The 18,477-nt window shown below is 61.5% G+C and carries 14 protein-coding genes; 5 read left to right on the top strand and 9 right to left on the bottom strand.

Annotated elements, in window-relative coordinates; translation table 11 throughout:
- Nucleotides 1-102: 102 nt before the first annotated feature.
- A complete protein-coding gene (locus CRO01_RS11815) occupies nucleotides 103-390 on the top strand; it encodes an amphi-Trp domain-containing protein (RefSeq protein ID WP_097009359.1) in 288 nt (95 codons plus the stop codon).
- Between the two features lie 78 nt (nucleotides 391-468).
- On the opposite strand, the gene CRO01_RS11810 is transcribed toward CRO01_RS11815, so the two are convergent.
- The 3 genes from CRO01_RS11810 to CRO01_RS16370 all read right to left on the bottom strand — a co-directional run bounded on the left by CRO01_RS11810 (nucleotide 469) and on the right by CRO01_RS16370 (nucleotide 3,706).
- Nucleotides 469-1,365: a DNA-binding protein gene (locus CRO01_RS11810; RefSeq protein ID WP_097009658.1), complete on the bottom strand. Its 897-nt coding sequence runs from the start codon at nucleotides 1,363-1,365 to the stop codon at nucleotides 469-471.
- A 679-nt stretch (nucleotides 1,366-2,044) separates the two neighbouring features.
- Nucleotides 2,045-3,259 carry a Cdc6/Cdc18 family protein gene (locus tag CRO01_RS11805; protein ID WP_179747473.1) on the bottom strand — a complete coding sequence of 405 codons (1,215 nt, stop codon included), beginning with the start codon at nucleotides 3,257-3,259 and terminating at the stop codon, nucleotides 2,045-2,047.
- 192 nt (nucleotides 3,260-3,451) lie between these two features.
- A complete protein-coding gene (locus tag CRO01_RS16370) occupies nucleotides 3,452-3,706 on the bottom strand; it encodes a hypothetical protein (RefSeq protein ID WP_143824953.1) in 255 nt (84 codons plus the stop codon).
- A gap of 538 nt (nucleotides 3,707-4,244) precedes the next feature.
- On the opposite strand from CRO01_RS16370, the gene CRO01_RS11800 reads away from it, so the two are divergent.
- The gene (locus CRO01_RS11800; protein WP_245838542.1) at nucleotides 4,245-8,003 is read left to right on the top strand and encodes an ATP-binding protein; all 3,759 of its coding nucleotides are present in this window, start codon (nucleotides 4,245-4,247) and stop codon (nucleotides 8,001-8,003) included.
- Nucleotides 8,004-8,085: 82 nt separating this feature from the next.
- Here the strand turns inward: CRO01_RS11800 and CRO01_RS11795 are convergent, their stop codons facing one another.
- The 3 genes from CRO01_RS11795 to CRO01_RS11785 all read right to left on the bottom strand — a co-directional run bounded on the left by CRO01_RS11795 (nucleotide 8,086) and on the right by CRO01_RS11785 (nucleotide 12,046).
- Complete coding sequence (locus CRO01_RS11795) at nucleotides 8,086-8,745, bottom strand: HAD family hydrolase (RefSeq protein ID WP_097009357.1); 660 nt, start codon at nucleotides 8,743-8,745, stop codon at nucleotides 8,086-8,088.
- Nucleotides 8,746-10,007: 1,262 nt separating this feature from the next.
- Complete coding sequence (locus tag CRO01_RS11790) at nucleotides 10,008-10,511, bottom strand: quercetin 2,3-dioxygenase (RefSeq protein ID WP_179747472.1); 504 nt, start codon at nucleotides 10,509-10,511, stop codon at nucleotides 10,008-10,010.
- A gap of 104 nt (nucleotides 10,512-10,615) precedes the next feature.
- Nucleotides 10,616-12,046, bottom strand: a complete 1,431-nt coding sequence (locus tag CRO01_RS11785; protein WP_097009355.1) for a DASH family cryptochrome — start codon at nucleotides 12,044-12,046, stop codon at nucleotides 10,616-10,618.
- Between the two features lie 94 nt (nucleotides 12,047-12,140).
- On the opposite strand from CRO01_RS11785, the gene CRO01_RS11780 reads away from it, so the two are divergent.
- Nucleotides 12,141-13,181, top strand: a complete 1,041-nt coding sequence (locus CRO01_RS11780; protein ID WP_097009354.1) for a zinc-dependent alcohol dehydrogenase family protein — start codon at nucleotides 12,141-12,143, stop codon at nucleotides 13,179-13,181.
- 44 nt (nucleotides 13,182-13,225) lie between these two features.
- Here CRO01_RS11780 and CRO01_RS11775 read toward each other — a convergent pair whose 3' ends face one another.
- Both CRO01_RS11775 and CRO01_RS11770 read right to left on the bottom strand, forming a co-directional pair.
- Nucleotides 13,226-13,510 carry a DUF3006 domain-containing protein gene (locus CRO01_RS11775; RefSeq protein WP_097009353.1) on the bottom strand — a complete coding sequence of 95 codons (285 nt, stop codon included), beginning with the start codon at nucleotides 13,508-13,510 and terminating at the stop codon, nucleotides 13,226-13,228.
- A 1-nt stretch (nucleotide 13,511) separates the two neighbouring features.
- Entirely contained in the window at nucleotides 13,512-14,933 is a 1,422-nt protein-coding gene (locus CRO01_RS11770) for a lamin tail domain-containing protein (protein ID WP_097009352.1), read from the bottom strand.
- 306 nt (nucleotides 14,934-15,239) lie between these two features.
- Here CRO01_RS11770 and CRO01_RS11765 point away from each other — a divergent pair, with 306 nt between their 5' ends.
- Both CRO01_RS11765 and CRO01_RS11760 read left to right on the top strand, forming a co-directional pair.
- The gene (locus tag CRO01_RS11765) at nucleotides 15,240-16,469 is read left to right on the top strand and encodes a cation:proton antiporter (protein ID WP_097009351.1); all 1,230 of its coding nucleotides are present in this window, start codon (nucleotides 15,240-15,242) and stop codon (nucleotides 16,467-16,469) included.
- 293 nt (nucleotides 16,470-16,762) lie between these two features.
- Entirely contained in the window at nucleotides 16,763-17,938 is a 1,176-nt protein-coding gene (locus CRO01_RS11760; RefSeq protein ID WP_179747471.1) for a PQQ-binding-like beta-propeller repeat protein, read from the top strand.
- A gap of 53 nt (nucleotides 17,939-17,991) precedes the next feature.
- Here CRO01_RS11760 and CRO01_RS11755 read toward each other — a convergent pair whose 3' ends face one another.
- Nucleotides 17,992-18,441 carry a DUF5518 domain-containing protein gene (locus tag CRO01_RS11755; RefSeq protein WP_218839187.1) on the bottom strand — a complete coding sequence of 150 codons (450 nt, stop codon included), beginning with the start codon at nucleotides 18,439-18,441 and terminating at the stop codon, nucleotides 17,992-17,994.
- Nucleotides 18,442-18,477 lie beyond the last annotated feature (36 nt).

Below are 18,477 nucleotides of genomic sequence, written 5' to 3'. Positions count from 1 at the left end.
GAGATATGGCTCTGTTGAAACCCACAACCCGTGACAGATTTGGAGATGATTGGTGAGTATAGCGGGCGCATTTATCGGTGCAGGCTGTGTACGTTCTCCTGTATGCCTGAAGAAGTCCTGTTCAAATCAGAGAGCGACCAGAGTCGAGAGGAGATTGCATCGTACCTCCGGAAAGTCGCGGACAATCTCGAAAGCGGAGACCCTATCAACCTGAAAGCAGGCTCCGAGTCTGTAACACTGAATCCCCCTGCCCGGCCAACCTTCGAGGTCAAAGCTGAACGCGAAGGTCCGGCTGGCAACATGACTGAACGCAGTATCGAGTTCGAACTCGAATGGGACGAGAACGACGGTGAGGAGAGCAGCAAAAGTGGTCAGTTAGAAATTGAGTAGTTACTCCGCAATCCTAAATAGTGGCTGTTTCACTCTGAAGAGACCCAACCAATACGATCTCAACAGAGTCAGGCCGACCTATTCGAGAGACCGTCCTCGCCGATCCGGGAAGCCGACGCGACTCCACCCTGTGAGCGCGACCGAACATCGGCCCTCGTACCAACTCTTGGCCACACCTCTGAACGTGACTGTCTCACCTTCCCGAACGATTGGTTGTCCGCTCTTTTCCCAGACTGTGAATCTGATTCTCGCTGACTCATCTTCGAGCAACCCGACTTGCGCAATGGTGCGATGGCTTGGTTCCCACAGTTTCGTCACTGTGCCTGCGATACACACCTCACCTCTATCGACCTCCTCAACCGCCGCGATCGGAATCACCGTCCCGGCCGCTTGCTCTAGCTCCTCGAACACGCCCACGACCGCGCCCAGAACACTACAGCCATCCACGCCGCGCTCAGCCAACCGCCGACTGATCGCCGCTCTGGACCACCCATCGAGCTTCGCTTCTACCCGCCTCGCCTGCTGGTTCACCATTGCCAACTCCTCCCTGCTCAGTTGCGCTCTGGGATCGGGAGCATCCGGATCACACCGGGGGTCCACGCTTGCCGCACGCCGCTCAAATTCCCGCCGTCGTCGCTTGCTTCCTTCACTGACTACAATGTGCGCCTGTTCTTCCCGCCTCGAATCTTGCCCTCGATCCCACCGTCCGTGTGTCTGCTCAATCTCCCACTCTCTCGCTTCCAGGCGTTCTTGGGCTTCCAGCGTTTGGCCGAACAGTCGCCCCTCGATTTCCTGATCATCCGCATAATCGACTTTCGCTTGAATGTCCTGCTCGACGCTTGCTCGCAGCTCCGGCGTCCCTTCAATGGTCCACTGATCCTCTACTTCGCTCGCCCATTCGTCTACCGTCGTTTGGCACTCGTCCGTCTGTTCGTCAACCGAAGCTTCATCTACCGTAGTGTAGTTAGTACTCATTGGAGTCCTGAGCTCCGAAGGCGCCCACACAGCGTCTTTTTCCAACACTACAACTCACCAGTCGTAGCTCTCATCGTCGACGACACATCCGCGCGCTGCTCGCGCCTTCACGAGCGCCCTTGGGCGCGAGCAGCGCGCTTTCGAGGGGCGAACAACCAGCACCGCGCGCCAGGGTGACCCGACGCGAGCGCTCAGCTTTAAGCCGGTTTCCGGGCCGAGCCTGCGAGGCCCGAAAGCGCGCTTAATGCTGGCGTCGAAGCCATATGCCCGGTACGCCGAGCGTACTCGGCGCACCCGGAATGGTCAGTCGTGATCGAAGCGAGGCGCGACTGAAGGGAGCGTCTCGATGCGAACGGGGAGTATACGACCTGTGAGCAAGCGGAGGGCAGCACGCGGCGAGCGGGGCGTGCCGTGCTATAGCCCCGACACAACCGCTCCGGGTGGGAATAAAAGGGGCTGGCATCTGTGTGAGCAAAGTGAACACAGGCTCGAAAGAGCGCAAAGCGCTCTTTCGTCATCCCGAAAATCCCTGATTTTTGGAGGCAGCGAGCCCCGGAGTGGTCGACCGCGCCAGGGGCTTTTCGAATGACTGATCCCTAACTCAAACACCAATCGACTACGTGTCTCCCAGCTACAAATAAAGGACACCCACCCGTCGTTTCCGCTGTTCTCAGCGAGATCAGGGAGAGGTCGAAGAGACATCCACGGAATCCGTTGTTGCGAATGCCTCGATGACTCGTTCAGCGTTCACATCGAGTTCGTACTGTTTGTATTTCCCACCTGCTCGGCCAGCGTTCTTTCTATTGATAGTAGCCAACCCGATGAGATCGAGTTCTGACAGATGGTCGCGGAGGGCTCGGTCAGAGAGCGGATCAGTGGCGTGTTGGTCACACACGATGCCGTAAATCTCGTAGAGGTCTTTGGTTCGAATCGGTGTCTCTCCTTCACGGTCAGCGGTTGCGAGCGCGTGGAGTGCGTACTTGCCGTGCGGCGACAGACCGCCGATCATCTCGGAAACTCGCCCGCGCTCGACGATGCCCTTGGCTGCCTCGACGTGGGCTTCGGTGATGGTCTCTGCGTCCTCCCGGCGAGCGATGTCCCCAGCTTCGCGCATGATATCGATCGCCTGTCGAGCACTGCCCTTATCCTGAGCGGCGTACGCAGCAGACAGCGCGATGGAAGCGTTATCGTATGCGTCCTCTCGGAGCCCGTTCTCAGCACGCTGACGGAGGATCTCCCGGAGTTCGTCTGACTCGTAGGCCGGGAACAGGATCTCTTTTTCACAGAGAGAATCTCTGACTTTCGCGGACAGCTCGTCACGAAACGAAAAGTCGTTGCTGATCCCGATCACGCCAAGTGTTGCGTCCTCGATCTCCGGACGAGCGAGTTTGTACAACACGGTATCGTCCTCGCCGACGTTGTCGATCTCGTCGAGAACGACGAGTGTCACCCCACCGGTCGCGTCGAGTTCCTCGAAGAGCCAATTATAGATATCACTTGGGGCGTGGCCCCGCGTCGCAACTTGGTTGTGTTCGTCTCGGAGTTCGTTGAGGAGTTCGACCGCGATCTGGTACGATGACGTCAGCGCCTCGCAGTTGAGATAGATGATCGAGAGGTCGATATCGGTGCCGTGCTCTGCAGTATGTTCCGCGATGTCTTTCCGAAGCCACTCGAGCAGATACTGTGTCGTGGCCGTTTTTCCGGTCCCCGTCTTCCCGTAGATGAAGATATTGTTCGGGTTCCAGCCGTTGAGGACGGGTTCGAGCGCTGAGGCATACTCGTCGATCTGGTCTTCCCGTTCGATCAGTTCTGCAGGCTGGAACCCCTCGACGTCGAAGACGTCCCGATCGGTGAAGATATTCTGAGAAGTAGTAAAGGGAGATCCTCGTGTCACACACTCATCTTTGTGGTGCACCTATATTATACCACCGTTCCGCTGTTTCCGCTGTTCGCAAATGTTTATATATATCCACACCCGTCATTTCCGCTGTTCAGCGAGTACCGCAATGCTCCGGGACGGTTGGCTCTGTTGAAATCCTCTTATCCAGATACAATTGAGAGTGAAACGTCAGTTCAGTAGATGTGCTTATTGATCAATAGAGGATATCGGACGTAGAACCGTTAATTCGTCAACATCAAACTCGTTCTGGCTGGTCAGGTTGGTCAGTTTGGGGATGCCGGTAGTATAGAATCTATAGCGCCCTCCCTGTCTCCCCTCAACCACAAAGGAGTCATCGTCAACTGTTGCAACTGGCTGGGGGCTCGTTCTTCCATTCCACAACAAGTAGTCACCCTCCTGTACCTGCTGTAATTTTCCCTGAATTGTAGAACTTCCAGACATACACTGTGTAGAAGTAGAGTTGAGAGTGAAAACTCTATTCCCTATATTGACCGCCACGGGACAGAACCGATCACCGACTACTGCTCTCAACAGAGCCGAACGGTTGAGACCCCAGTCTGCTCACTCTGTTTCCATAGTCCTGAGGCCCTGTCATCCGGAGCAAAGAACAGCGGAAACGACGGGTGTGTCTCCATACCCACAGTGAACAGTTCGGAGACCATAGTCAGAGCCAAGAACAGCGGAAGTGACGGGTGTGTCCCCCCGCTCACTCCCCGGACTGAGCTCGTGCGGTCCAGAAGCTGTGGCGAAACGCGTACCAAGACGAGTCCTTCGAAGGCATCAACGGCGCCGTTGATCGGCCATAACAGGAGTTCTCACAGCGAAACCGTCGTATCCACGGGAGAGAATACTCGCCGGACAGTAGATACCTCGATACTTTCGTTGCGGTTTATGAACCAGTCGGTCAAGGCTGGGATACTCACCGGCCGATACATGACGATCCCCGGTCGGCTCGAACAGCTACGACCCTCACTGTCCCATGCCTCCCTCTGACGATACCAATTCTCCCATCAACGCCTCGCGTACCGAGTCACCGACCACTAGCTCGTCTCTGTCCGAAGATAGCTCGAACCTCCCCGTTCCAGTCGACGACAGCCGCGAGTACATTCAGATCACACCGACCGAGACGCCGCTTCGGCCGGCGTCGACGCCGAAGCACTTCAAGCGCCTCCACCGGATCGGGACAGACACGCCGCCAGACGGCCTCGTCTCCCAACTCCGCTCGCTCACGTCCGCCACAGCCGACCTACCCACGGTCGAGTGTCTGCTCTTTACAGACGGCTCACCCGACGCCTCGCTCTCGTATTGGTTCGGCGTCGACAATCCGGCTGCGACGTCAACACTCGAACGCGTCCTCCGGGGTATCTTCCCCGATAGCTACGAGTTCGAACACCGCACAGTCCATCCGGACCACTTCGAGGCGATGCTCACGGAACGGTCATCAGAAACCGACGGCCTCGAACGAGACGCACTTCGAGCGGTCGAGTACGTCGGCAACCCCGACCGCCGCAACGACTGGCAGACCCGCCTCACACCATTCGAGGCGGGTCAGACGGATGCCGATGATCGGGTTCCCCTCGCGTCGGTCGTCGAGACGATGGCCGTCCATCCCGGGCCGCTCGTCTATCAAGCGCTGTTCCAGCCGAAACCGGACTGGAGCACCCAAGCCGACGAACGCCGACTCGATATTGAGGCCCACAGCGACACGTTCGGAGACACGCTCACGAATACGATTGTTGGAGCGCCCGACGCAGACGACGATATCCCCTATACAGCGGCCGACGAAGCACGTCTCGAAGAACTAGAAGCGAAGGATGCCCGCCATTCCTTCGTGGTGAACGCTCGTGTCGTCGGCGTCACGCCCGAGGACCACCCTGACTCGGCCACGTTTCGAGAACTCGCGGGGGCGTTCACAGAACTCGATCGCACCACCTACGAGATCGACGGTCGAACGCGCACCGGTCAGGACGCCGAAACCGTGGCCAACGACCTCTTCACGAGAACTGTCCATCCCCCAGAAGCGAGGGGCCTCCGGAATCGACTCCCTTGGAACGACACCCCGAAAGGTATCGTCGCCGACCCAAGCGAGGCGCCCAGTTTCTGTCTCGTCGGCGGGCCAGCACTCACCACGGCAGGCGCACGAGCGATTTCGACAACCCCGGGCGAACGAACGGCACTCCCCAGACCACCGACCGACATACTCGCACGCTACCGAGACGACGGGCTCGTCCTCGGTCATCCGCGCACGCACGACGGCTCGACCGATCCCGAAGTCCTCAAACTCCCACCAGCCCTGCAACCGATGCACGTCGGCTGGTTCGGCAAGACGGGGTCGGGCAAGTCCACCTCGCTCATCAACGCGATCCTCGACAACCACGCCGCCACCGAGGGCGCCGACATACTCATCGACCCGAAGGGCGATGGCATGGCGATCGAGTACCTTCGCGCGCACTACGCGACATACGGGCACGTCGAGAACGTGCTGTATTTCGATTGTGCGGAGATGCTTCCCGCCTTCTCGTTTTTCGACATCCGAGACGAACTCGACGCCGGCGTCCCGCGCGACACGGCCGTCGAGGACACCGTCGATCACTACATCGAGATCCTGATGCAGATCATGGGACGCGAACGCTTCGAGCAGGCCGTTCGGTCGCCAGACATCATCCGCTACGTCCTCAAGGCGATGTTCGATCCGGTCCACGGCGACGATGCGTTCTCCCATCGAGACTTCCACTCGGAAATCCGGACGATGCACGACCGCCAGTCGGTCCATCCCGTCTCCGATCCTGACCTCGAACGCATGCTCTCGGGGATTCTCAACAACGGCAAGCGCACGTTCGACAAGCTCATGGGCGGCGTCTCGAACCGGGTCGAGAAGATCCCCGCCGATCGCCGTCTCGCGCGGATCTTCAATCACGTCGCTGACGAGGACGGCCCGCAGTTCGATCTCGCCTCGCATCTCGACGACGATGTGGTGATTCTCTTCGATACGGGTGGACTCCGGTCGGAAGCCCAGCGCGTGCTCACGCTCGTCGTGCTCTCGAATCTCTGGACGGCCCTTCGGCGTCGCAAGCGGCGTGAGAGCAATCCCGGAGATAACGACGACCAAACGGCCACTTCGTCCCAACAGTCCGACGACGCCCCGCTCGTGAATCTCTACGTCGAAGAGGCTGCGAGCGTCGCGGTCTCCGACCTTCTCAAAGAACTGCTCGCCCAGTCCCGAAGCTTCGGGTGTTCGATCACGCTTGCAATGCAGTTCCCCGCCCAGCTCAAAGCCCACGACGGCGTCTACGACGAGATCCTCAACAACATTTCGACGTTCGTCACGGGGAACATCCCCGTCGACCGCAGGCTTGCCGAACGCCTTGCGACCGAAGAGATGGACGCTCGTGAGGTCGGGAACAGATTGCGTGCGCTCCACCGTGGTCAGTGGCTCGTCAGCCTCCCCGCGCCGTTCGACGAGCCTGAGCCACGGCCGTTCCTCGTCGAGTCTGTCGCGCCGCCACCGGGCGACCCCAACGGCCCCGCCCCACTCGAACGCACACAGGAAGCAGTGTTCGAGTCACAGCTCACCGAGCTTCGCACACGGACGAGCGAGACGAGCGGGCTTACACTCGGATCGCCGAACACGACAGGCAGTGCTGACGCCGACGGCCAGACCGACGCGGCCGTCGATTCTGACGTTCCCTCGGCGACCACCGAGACGCCGTTCAAGACGACCAAGCGGATGCCTCCCACTGTTGAGTACGACGAACCGACGGACGCGCTGTGCTGTACAGAGTGTGAGAACCGATACAACCCCGATATTGCGGGGATGAAGCGCGCGATCGAGTGTTGTAGCTCGCTCGATGAGGTCGATCAGGACGATGTTCCGATCTGTTCGGTGAATCTCAAACTCACCCCAGAGGAGCGGGCGGCGATCGGCTGTACCGGCACGCAGCTCATGTTCCTCCAAGCAGTGTACAACGCCCAGCAGCTTCGCTACGATCCGCTCGAATACGATCTCACGACAGACTCGATGATCCGCCTGCAGGAGTACGTCGGAATCGACGCTGCCGATATCGAGCCGCTCCTCGATGCGGAGTTGCTTCGTCACGATACGGACCACCCCCATCGAGTGTACACGGTCACGCCGGATGGTCGATCTCTCATCGGCGAGAGCTACCGTCTCGGCGTCGATTACGGACACGGAAAGGGTGATCTCGAAGAGTCGAGCCAGCACGTGCTTGCCGTCGAGATCGCGCGGCGCTATCTCTGTCACGAGTACCTTGCTGACCCCGACTCGTCGGTCGTCGACGTGCTGCCGTACTACGACCTCGATGAGGTGACGCTTCCCGCCTCGGTGTTCATGGGCAGTGATGAGGAGGATGTCGAAGACGCGACCGACGCGTACGATCAGCGTCGGCTGGACGTTGCGGCGCTCGACGAAGAGGGGAAAGTCGTCGTCGCCGTCGAGGTCGAGCGGATCAACAACGACGTGCATCGTGCGGTTCCCGACGACTTCGACAAGATCGCTGACTGCGGCGTCGAGGAGGCGATCTGGGTCGTGATGAAACAACGTGACGGGCACAAGGTACTCTCGGCGCTGAACGATCCCGTGGAGGGCGAACCGCGCGTTGAGAAGACCTACGCGAAGACGACGCCGCCACAGCAATTCAATATCGACACGCCCGGACTGACGGCGGTGTATCCCGTTGAGTGGTTACGGGATTCGTTTGCGGAGGCCTCGGATCAGTAGCGGCGTGTAGGTGCCGAGTCGTTGTGAGAAGGGATGGAGCGATAGATACAGCGCGCGTCTGCAGCACGTCGCAGATGCATAATTAGGCGCTGACAACGCCGTGGAGGTCCTCCAGCGAGTCGATTTCCCACGTGGGCCACGAGTTGAGGTACCAGTCCGAGCGGTGTGGACGGCGGATGAACGCCGAGTCGATGCCGGCGTTGTCGGCGGCCCTGATGTCGGACTCGTTGTCGCCGACGAACAGCGCGGAGTCGGCGTCGATGTCGGCCAGCGCCTGCTCGAGGTAGTAGGGGTTGGGCTTCCGGAAATCGAGGCTCTCGATGGTCGGCTCACGGCCGTAGGCGGTGGCGAACTGGTGGGAGATGTCGAAGTGATCGAGCACGTAGTCGACGGTCTCTTGCTGGTTCGAGCTGACGATCCCCATCTCGACATCGAGGTCGGTCAGCGTCCCGATGTCGTCGTAGAGCGGCTTCCGTCCGGCGCGGATCTCCGCCTGCTGAGCGCGCGACAGCGTGCCATCGCGAGTCCGCCAGAACGTCTCCGGATCGAGGTCGTACGTGTCGCAGATCGCATCTACTTGCCGAGGAGTAGCTCCCACAGTCATGTCGTCGATGTGGTCGGGGTCCAAGTCGGTCACGCCGAACTGCGAAAACGTCTCGCGGGTCGCCTCCCGAAGAATATCGAAGTCCGTACGCTCGACGAGGACGCCGTCGTTGTCGAAGATGACGGCATCGTATGTCATGTTCTATTTTTGGCGGGGAAACTGATAAGAGTTTCAGTGCGGCGCCCGTCGTCGGCTGGGAAAAGCGAGGTCTGCAGCTCCTCACGAGAGATATAGACTCAATACCGACCGACCACTCTGGTCAGCAGTTGTGAAGCCTCCGAAGAGCGGTCATAGTATTGAGTAGCATAATCAGCGCTGAGGATGTAATTGATCCATGTACTCAGTGCTTTGGCGTATCGCTTGTGCAGCACGAGTTCTGGCACCACGTCGGGCAGTTGTCTTCATCGTGGGCGAGAATCAATGCGGTTCGGATCATATGTGCTTTGAGACACCGTACAGTTCCAAAACGACATCTGGACCGATTTGAACCAGTCATAGGACGTTCATAATCGGCCCGACGGGCCGCAAGAGCGGTGTTGAACGGGGTTTGTGAGGGTGAACTAGGAAGCGATCGCGCCGTGGGCGCGGCGTCGCTATCAAGGTGAAGATCGGTTGAGAGCGCGTGTAGTGTGTGTTATGGACTGTTTTGTAGACTGGGGATGATGGCCTTGCGTTGTCGACGCCGCTGAATGGGCATGCAATCGCAAGACGAGAGTCGATTATGATGCGATACGGCCCGCTATTCGATGCCATCGAGCGCGTCGCCGTCGATCACGACTGAGCGATAGACACCCGCTGTCGGCGTTCTGCTTGCATCTCCCCGAATGGGGACCGGGTATCAAGGGCCCGTCCTAGTTCACGTACGATAGCTCTCTACACAGTATTTAGCGGTCGATCTGGACAGATATGATCAAGATGAAACGCCCCATTATCAGATTAAATCCCCTATAGAACGTTCTAAGCCCCCAGAACCGATTATGGGATCGTAGAGAAAACCGTGTATTGCTTGGCGCGCTGACACGCAACGAGTTCCGGTGTCAGAAGTGTGAATCGAAGACACGTGGGAATGACAGCGTGGCAAAGAACATCGGGATACGGGACAGTCGTCGGGGCCAACAGGCGCGTCGGCGGACGGGATCAAGGCCGGGTCCACGGACAAGCTCCCCCTCGACGAGCAAACCCATCTGGGTGAGCAAAGTAGGTGGGTAGTTGACTGCTCCAGTCCTGCAGGACAGGATGGGCGTCAAGAAACATCGGGAGAGATACAGGCTGCTCTCTGTGCTAAACGAGTCGGTCGGAGGTGCCGAAGTCGAGAACACAGACGCAGGGGCGACGACCCCGATCGACACGGCCGAACAAACTCCTTCTATTCGGCCACCAGACAAAATGTAATGGCGGTCTCAGGCCGGAATCGGTCCCAAGATTTCGAGGTCGTACTCGGCGGCGGCCTCGGTCAGTGCTTCGGCGTCTAGTTCGGCGGGCGGCGGCGTCTCCAGCCGCTCGGCCGGAGTACCGACCTCTCTGAAGAGTTCCTCCACGCCGGCTGGCGTCACCTGCACGAGCATACGACAGGCGTCGTCGCCAGCGACGCGAAAGCCGTGGGGGATATCACGAGGAAGGAAGACGGTATCGCCCGGACCTGCTCGGGCCACGTTTTCGGCGTCCTCGCCGTGATAGCAGTCGATCTCGCCCTCAAGCACGTAGAACACTTCGTCCTCCCTGCGATGGACGTGATAGGGCGTTTCGTAGCCCGGCGGTGCGGTGTGGTCGACCAGCGTGAACGCGCCGTCGGTCTGCTCGGCGTCGGCTTTGAGGAGCATGAGCGCTCCGACCGACCACAGGGCTTCGCCCTCGTCGGCGCTCATCACGGCCGGGGTCATATGAGTGGTCTGTGTGGTCCCCATAGTTGAGGGTGCGTTACACAGTAGCATAAACGAGTAGCGGTGACGGGAAGACATGTCGACGACGCCGAAGTCGAGACAGCACAGTTCCGGCGTCCGAAGGCGGATCAGCCGTCGCCCAACTCCTCGTATCGCGCCTCGACGTCGAGCATCGGTCGAGGATAGTCGACGCCGAGTTCGACGCCGTAGGTCGCTTGTTCGTCCTCGCTCAGACGCCAGGGACGGTGGGCGTACTCCGGCGGAAGCGCTTCCAGTTCGGGGAGCCACGTCTGTACGTACGCCGCGTCCTCGTCGTAGTACTCCGCTTGCGAGAGAACGTCGAAGAATCCGTCCCGGGAGTCGTTGCCCACGCCGGCCTGATACGCCCAGTTGCCCCAGTTAGAGGCTACGTCGTAGTCGACGAGTTGCGCCTCGAAATGAGCGGCGCCCCAACGCCAGTCGATCTCCAGCGCGTCGGCGAGAAACGACGCTACGTTCTGGCGTCCCCGATTGGACATGTAGCCCGTCCGGTCGAGTTCGCGCATGTTCGCGTCGACGAACGGCACGCCCGTCTCGCCTGCTGCCCACCGCTCGAACGCCGCCCGGTCATGACGCCACGACTGCTCAACATTCCGGATGCCGGTCGGCTCGAAGAACGCGGCGCCGTGTTTGTGAAACTGAAACTGGAAGAAATCGCGCCACAGCAACTCGAAGACGAGCCAGTAGGTGTCCTCGTTGGCAACGCGCTCTCGCTCGTAGCGGTCCACCTCGGCGTGGATCCGCCGGGGCGAGAGACAGCCGGCGGCCAGCCACGGTGAGAACTTTGAGGAATAATCGGCCCCCAGCAGCCCGTTGCGCGTTTCCTTGTACTCGCGGAGGCAGTCCCGCTCCCAGAGGTACGCGTCCAGTCGGCGCGTGCCCGCCGACTCGCCACCTTCGAAGGGCAGGACGGCGCGGTCGTCTTCTGGCGGCGGGTCGATGCCGAGCTCCGACAGCGTCGGGACGGTGCCGGGATCGAGATCCGGTGTCGGGACGCGTTCGGGCGGATCGAGCGGATCGCGGACCGCCGCGTCGCTCCCCTCAACGTCCTTGCGCCACGGCGTGTAGGTGTCCTCGATCTGGCTGGGCGGCGTCGGAAGGTCGTCGGGATGGTACAGCGTGTGGGTGACGCGAGTGTGAAACGCAGTGTGTTCCGGCAGCGCCTCGCGGACCTTCGCTTCGGCGTCTCGCTCCTCTGTCCCGGGCGTGGTTTGGGCGTACATGGCGTCGGCACCGACATCGTGTACGATAGCGGGGACGACTTCGTCGGCGCGGCCCGACCTGACGACCAGGTCGCCGCCACGTGCTCGCAACGACGCCCGAAGATCGGTGACGCTCTCACGGCGGAATCTGGCGCGGTGGCCGCCGATTTTTTCGGTGCCGTACCGCGTCTCACCGCGATGGCGAGGATCGAAGACGTACAGCGGGACGACCACGTCGGCGTCGCCGAGGGCGTCTACGAGCGTCGGATTGTCGTCGACCCTGAGATCGTCGCGGAACCAGATGACGGCCGTGTCCATACCGTCGGTATGGGCTGGTCAGGCAAGTACGTCCGGACGGTCGAAAACTGACGCAACCACCTCGTTTTTTCTCCTGTCGTCACCAGTCGGGAGTATGCAAGCAGCGATCTATCGCGGGCCCGGAGACATCGCTATCGAGGACGTTCCGAAACCCGAAGTCGAGTCGCCGACCGACGCCGTGATCCGCGTGACCCACACCGCGGTCTGTGGCTCGGATCTCTGGTTTTATCGGGGCGACAACGAGCCCGAGCCGGGGTCGCGGGTCGGCCACGAGCCGATGGGGATCGTCGAGGCGGTCGGCGACGACGTGACATCGGTCGCTCCCGGCGACCGAGTGTTGGCGCCGTTTGCGATCAGCTGCGGGGAGTGCGAGTTCTGCCGAAAGGGGCTCTATACATCCTGCGTCGAGGACGAGTCGTGGAGCGGCGACAACGGCGGTGCACAAGGCGAGTACGTGAAATGCCCGTTCGCGGATGGGACACTCGTGCGCGTTCCCGACCGGTACGCAGACGACGAGGATACGCTCGAATCCCTGCTCCCGCTGACCGATGTGATGGGGACGGGCCACCACGCCGCCGTGAGCGCAGGTGTAAGCGAAGGCGACACTGCGGTCGTCATCGGCGACGGCGCGGTCGGGCTGTGTGGCGTGCTCGCCGCCCAGCGTCTCGGCGCCGAGCGCATCATTGCGGTGGGCCACCACGATGATCGCCTCGAACTCGCAAAAGAATTCGGCGCGACGGAGACGGTCACCGAGCGCGGTGAGGACGCCACCGAGCGCATCGAAGAGCTGACCTACGGCGGTGCGAACCACGTGATGGAGTGCGTGGGCGCGGCATCGGCGATGAACACCGCCATCGCGGCCGCTCGTCCCGGAGGCACGGTTGGCTACGTCGGCGTTCCCTACGGCGTCGACGAGGAGGGCCTCGACGTGTTCTCGATGTTCTCGGACAACATCGCGCTTCGCGGCGGCGTCGCACCCGTCCGCGACTACGCCGAGGAGTTGCTGTCCGACGTGGTCCAAGGAACGCTCGATCCGTCGCCGATCTTCACCAAGACCGTCGACCTCGACGGCGTCCCGGAGGGGTATCGCGCGATGGACGAACGCGAGGCGATCAAAGTGCTCGTGAAACCCTGACGGACAGGCGGGGCGTCAGCAGATCCAGCGACGTGCGCCCGAGTTCAGCTATCGTTCTCGTCGCTGGGCGGTCGTTCAGCGAGTCGATCGAACCGCTCTCGGGCGTCTTGTTCCCGCTGTGTCGTCTCCTCGTCGTCGTACGTGACATCGAGGACGGTATCTTCCGCGAGAGTGACCGAAAGCACCGCATTCGCGTGCGCTGCATCCTCGGGAAGTTCGTCTCGTTCGACCGTCGTCTCGTCGACGACATCGCCATCCGCTTCGAGCAGGACGACCGCGAGGTCGCCCTCGAACCGATCGATAACGCCGGTGAGTTGTCTCGAATCCATCTCAGTAGGCCTCCTCGATCACGAGTGTGTCAGTGTCGTCTCGGACGATAATCGTATCGCCGCCGTTGTTCCAGACCGCACGCGACTGGCCCCAGTACAGTTCCGAGTCGGAATCGGTTCCGCTGCCAGTGTACAGCGTGATCTGATCGCCCGGATCGACCGTCACCCCGTTCGGAACGGTGTAAGTGGTCCCGGCCTCGTCGGCGACCTCCCACCCGGAGAGATCGAGCGACGACTCGCCCGTATTCTCGAAGGCGACGTATTCGCCGTTCAAATTCTCGTTGTCGTTCCCGTCGGCGTCGGCGTTGATATCGGCCACGGCCAACGCTCCACTAGCAATGCTCCCGTTGGTGTCGGTGTCGTCATCCCCGCTTCCCGCACTGGTGTCTCCGTCCTCCGCCGGAGCCAACGGCGTCGCTGTTCCGCCGGCAGGAATGATGAACCGCTCCGTGATGCCGGTCGTCGTCCCCGGCTCGGCTGGATCGCCAGCTCTGAGCTCCGTCCCGCTCGTCGGTGCATCGTATTGTGTTCCGACTGTCACAGCCGACCCGTTGCTCGTCAGCACGATCGTTCCGTGTGTCGCAGTCCACACCGTCGGGATGGACCGATCAGCAAGCCGGGTGAGCACTTCCTCGTGGGGGTGTCCGTACTGGGAGTCGTACCCGCTCGAAATGACGACCGCTTTCGGCGACACGGTCTCCAAGAACGCTTCGCTCGTACTCGAGTAGCTTCCGTGGTGTCCAGCCGCAAGGATTGTCGAGTTGAGGTCGTCTCCATACGTCGCTTGGAGATACTGTTCGCTCGCGGCTTCTCCGTCCCCGGGGAGCAGGAAACTCGAAGCGCCGAACTGGACGTGTACCACGAGACTGTTTTCGTTCCGGTCTCCGCCGGCGAGATAGGGTTCCGGCGGTGCAAGCAGTTGGACGGTCACGCCGCTCATGTTGAGTGAATCCCCTGCACGTGACTCGTACAGCGGCACGTCGTGTTCCTCGATCGCGTCGAGGTACGAGTCGTACGTCGCCGATGTCGACGTGATGCCCGGATCGTACACCGCCCCGATCCCGTCGCGTTCGGTCTCGAAGTGCTCGATCACCGCAGCGTGTCCGCCGATGTGGTCCGCGTCGGGGTGTGAGGTCAGGAGGTGGTCGATCCGCGAGATCCCCTGCGCTTCGAGATACGCGATGACGTCCTCCCCGTCGTCGGTCCAATCGCCGGAGTCAATCAATGTGGTGTCTCCCTCCGGCCCCACGATGAGCGTACTCGACCCCTGCCCGACGTTCAACACGTGCACTTCGACTTCCCCGTCTGGATTCGTCGCGTTGCTCGGCCCCTGCGTGTCCGACCCGCCAAGCCCGCCGACACAGCCAGACAGCACGACAAGCCCAACAACCGCGAGAATCGCAGCAATCCGTCGATGAGACATACAACACACACGCTCTCGTTGCTGTTAGTAGTACGCTTTTGCTTGTCCTCCGCTAATCAGAGGAACTGTACTGGACGATCACGTGGTGTCCGCGGCCGGTGTAGACACAGTCTCAGCAAGAAAAGACACTGGAAGTCCAGATTCGGCTACACCGCCGTAATCGGTTGTCCCGAGCATCCGAATATTTGTGACTGGCTGTGGGAGTACGTCGCATGTCGGTCGTAGCGGCCGGGAGCGACCCGTAGAACCATAGCCCGTTCGATGCCACGGACCGTCGTACGCTCGGGCCCCGGGGCGAATAAACCAGTGTCCATTCACGTCAGCCTCGACGTCGTCGCCCTCATCGCGGCCATCGTCGGCCTCGGTGTAGGGGCGCAGTTGCTCGCCGCGAAGTACCGCGTGCCGAGCGTGCTGTTTCTCATCCTCACGGGCATCGCCATCGGTCCCGAGGGGCTCAGGTTGATACCGCCTGACGCCGCCGGCGATGCGCTCTCGACCATCGTCGGCGTGAGCGTCGCCATCATCATCTTCGAGGGAACGTTTCGCCTCGAGTACGAGGCCATCTGGAAGACGTCGACGGCGGTCGGCCGGATGATCACGATCGGAGCGATCGTCGCGTTCGTCGGGACGGCACTGACCGTGCGCCTGCTGCTGGGAGCGAGTTGGGACATCGCGTTTCTCACCGGTGCACTGCTGGTTGCCACCGGACCGACGGTCATCGCGCCGATTCTCGCAGTGGTTCCCGTTCGTGAGGAGGTTGCCACGACGCTCGAAGTCGAAGGGATCGTCAACGATGTCACGGCCGCGGTGCTGGCGGTCGTCCTGTTCAAGGCCATGACGGCCCAGCAGCTCGCACCGGGTGGGTACGTGTGGCTCTTCACACAGCGTCTCGCGACGGGGGTGATCGTCGGATTCGTCGTCGCCGGGGGTGTCTGGTACCTCCTTACGCAGGTTGAACACCCATCCGAGACCGCGCCGCAGACGGCCCGACTGCTCGCGTTGGCTGGAGCCGTCATCGCGTTCGCCGCTGCTGACTCGGTGTTCTCGGAGGCCGGGATCGTGGCTGCAGCCACGGCAGGCTCCGTCCTCGGAAGCTTCGAGCTACCCTACGAGGAGGGAATTCTGCAGTTCATGCAGGATGTGACGTTGCTGGTCCTCTCGTTCGTCTTCATCACGCTCGCGGCGTTGCTCGAGTTCGATGAACTACTCGCGCTTGGCGTCGCCGGACTGGCGGTCGTCGCGGTCCTGATGGCCGTGATCCGGCCGCTGGCCGTCTTCGTCTCGACAGTCGGGGTCGGCTTCACGACGAACGAACGACTGTTCGTGAGTTTCGTCGGTCCGCGTGGAATTATCCCAGCGTCGGTCGCAACGCTGTTCGCCGTCCGACTGCGGACCGCGGCGCCGCCGTCGGATCCTTCGGGGGCGAACGTGCTGCTGGGAACTGTCTTTCTCGTTATTCTCGTCACGGTCGTCATCGAAGCAGGCCTTGCAAGACAGATCGCCAGTGTGCTTGGGGTAACCGAGTCGGAGCACTGAGTGCCGAGGTCGATCTGTAACGTGTGGGTGGAAAGGACCGCAATGTGCGGCGATAGCTGCCTCTCGTGGGGCATCCGAGTTCGCTTGCGATCGCTGCTGACAGAGTAGTAAAGCCCGAATCCGCCGATGAATCGAACGCAAGCGAGAGCGTTGCTCATCCTGCAATGCTGGTCTCGTGGTCGCCCATGACAGCAGTCACGCTCACGGGAGTGGGAGGCAAACACCAGCATCGCAAACGTATTTCCAGCGATCCTGAACCGTCGTTTTTCAGCCCACCCGTGGCCAATTCATACGTGCCAGCATATACCACACGCCGCTCCGTACTTTCACTGATTGCAGGAGCTACCGTCACAGGAACGGCGAGCGCGGCCCAGCGCGCGAAAGAGAGGCGCGTCGACGCCACGACACAGTCCGCAAGCGTCGACCGAGTAGCCAGCGACGAGTACGACGCCGTCAGCCTCGTCACGGACGTGTCGGCGTCGGGCGACCGAGTGCTGTTTGGCTTCGAAAACGGCGATCTGGTTAGCTACGGCGCCAATCGACAAGCTACCCCTATCCCGTTCGACGTGGGGTCGACGCTCTCCCACATCGAGTTCGAACGGGCCGCCGACACGGCTGCAGTCGCGTGGATGGATGCGGAGGTGTACGGACAGCTCACCCTCGCCACCCGTGACGGACCAGTCATCGAACATCCGGGACTGTGGGATCTCGCCGTGGCCGCCGCGGACGGTGCGATCGCCTCGGTGTCGTCGCCGATCGAGGGGCCAGGAAGCGTCATGCTGTCGACCGAGGCTGGCCAATCGTGGGTCGTCGATGTCGAGAACGCAGCAGGAGGTAGCGTCGACATCAGCGCCGCCGGAAAGTTCATCGCCGTCGGGGCGACTCAGTATCTCGGGACGGGAGAGGCGTTGGCCGGACAGCCGGGCGTGGTGCTCTACGATGGATCGGGAGCGCAACAGTGGGCACATGAAACCGGCGTTGACGTCATCGCCGTTCAGATCGACGCCGAAGCGGAACGTGTCGTGGCCGGGACCTACGACGGGCGATTGCTCGCGCTCGATCTGGCCGGAAATCTCGTGTGGGAAGACGAACTGCTCGTTACGTGGCCGCGCATCTCTAGCGACGGAAGCACTGTCGTGAGCACCGGGAGCGATGGCGTCGTCCGGGCGTACGATCCGGTGACCGGCGACGAGCGGTGGACGACCGAGACTGGGGCATCACTCGGCAACGATACGAGTGTCACCGACGACGGCACGCGCGTGCTCGCTGCGGCCCGCACCGAGGGAGAGATTTTTGTCGTCGAAGAAAGCGGCGTGGTCTGGGAGCGCGCCTACGGCATCGGCCCGGCCATCGGTGAGATCGCCGCCGACGGGCGCACGTGGAGCGTCGGGATTCAGAACAGCGACGCCCAGACCGGGCGCGTCGAAATCTACAGGCAGAGCGAGTCGGTTGCGCCGGAGACGCTCTAACGGGGCGTAGGGCGCCCGTGAGACAGTCGAAGTTGGAGGGGAGCTGACGTGGTTCAGCTAGAAGCCGCGGGCGGACGGCGAGGACCGGTAGAGCCGGCGAGCCCCCCACCGACACTAGCGCCGACTTTGCCGACGAGCGCGGCGATGCCAGCCGAGAGCAAGACGACCAGCAGTGCGGCTCCGAGCGCGAGCACGAACCCGCTCGCAACGAACCACGACGGCCCGGCCAGTCCGGACGTGGCCGACAGGATGTCGGCGGCCACCCAGAGCCCCGGCAGTCCGCCGACGAGGCCGGTTCGGACGCCGACGCCGCGTGCCGTTCCTGTTTTCCGTTTCGCCACGAAGCCGGCCAGAATAGCGCCGAAAAAGACCGGTGCGAAAGACATCTCAGACCCCGTCTGCCAGTATCCATACGCCGTGAACGGGATCGAGGCGAGGCCGCCGAGGAGGGCGAACCGCCACGTATCGCTCAAGTCGTCGAAGGGGGAACCAATCGGTGACACGGGGAGAAACTACGATTATCTAACAGATAAACATTT

The organism is Natronoarchaeum philippinense, from assembly GCF_900215575.1.
In the GTDB taxonomy this organism is placed as follows: domain Archaea; phylum Halobacteriota; class Halobacteria; order Halobacteriales; family Natronoarchaeaceae; genus Natronoarchaeum; species Natronoarchaeum philippinense.
Note: the sequence above shows the minus strand (reverse complement) of the source record. Positions and strands in the feature narration are given on the sequence as shown.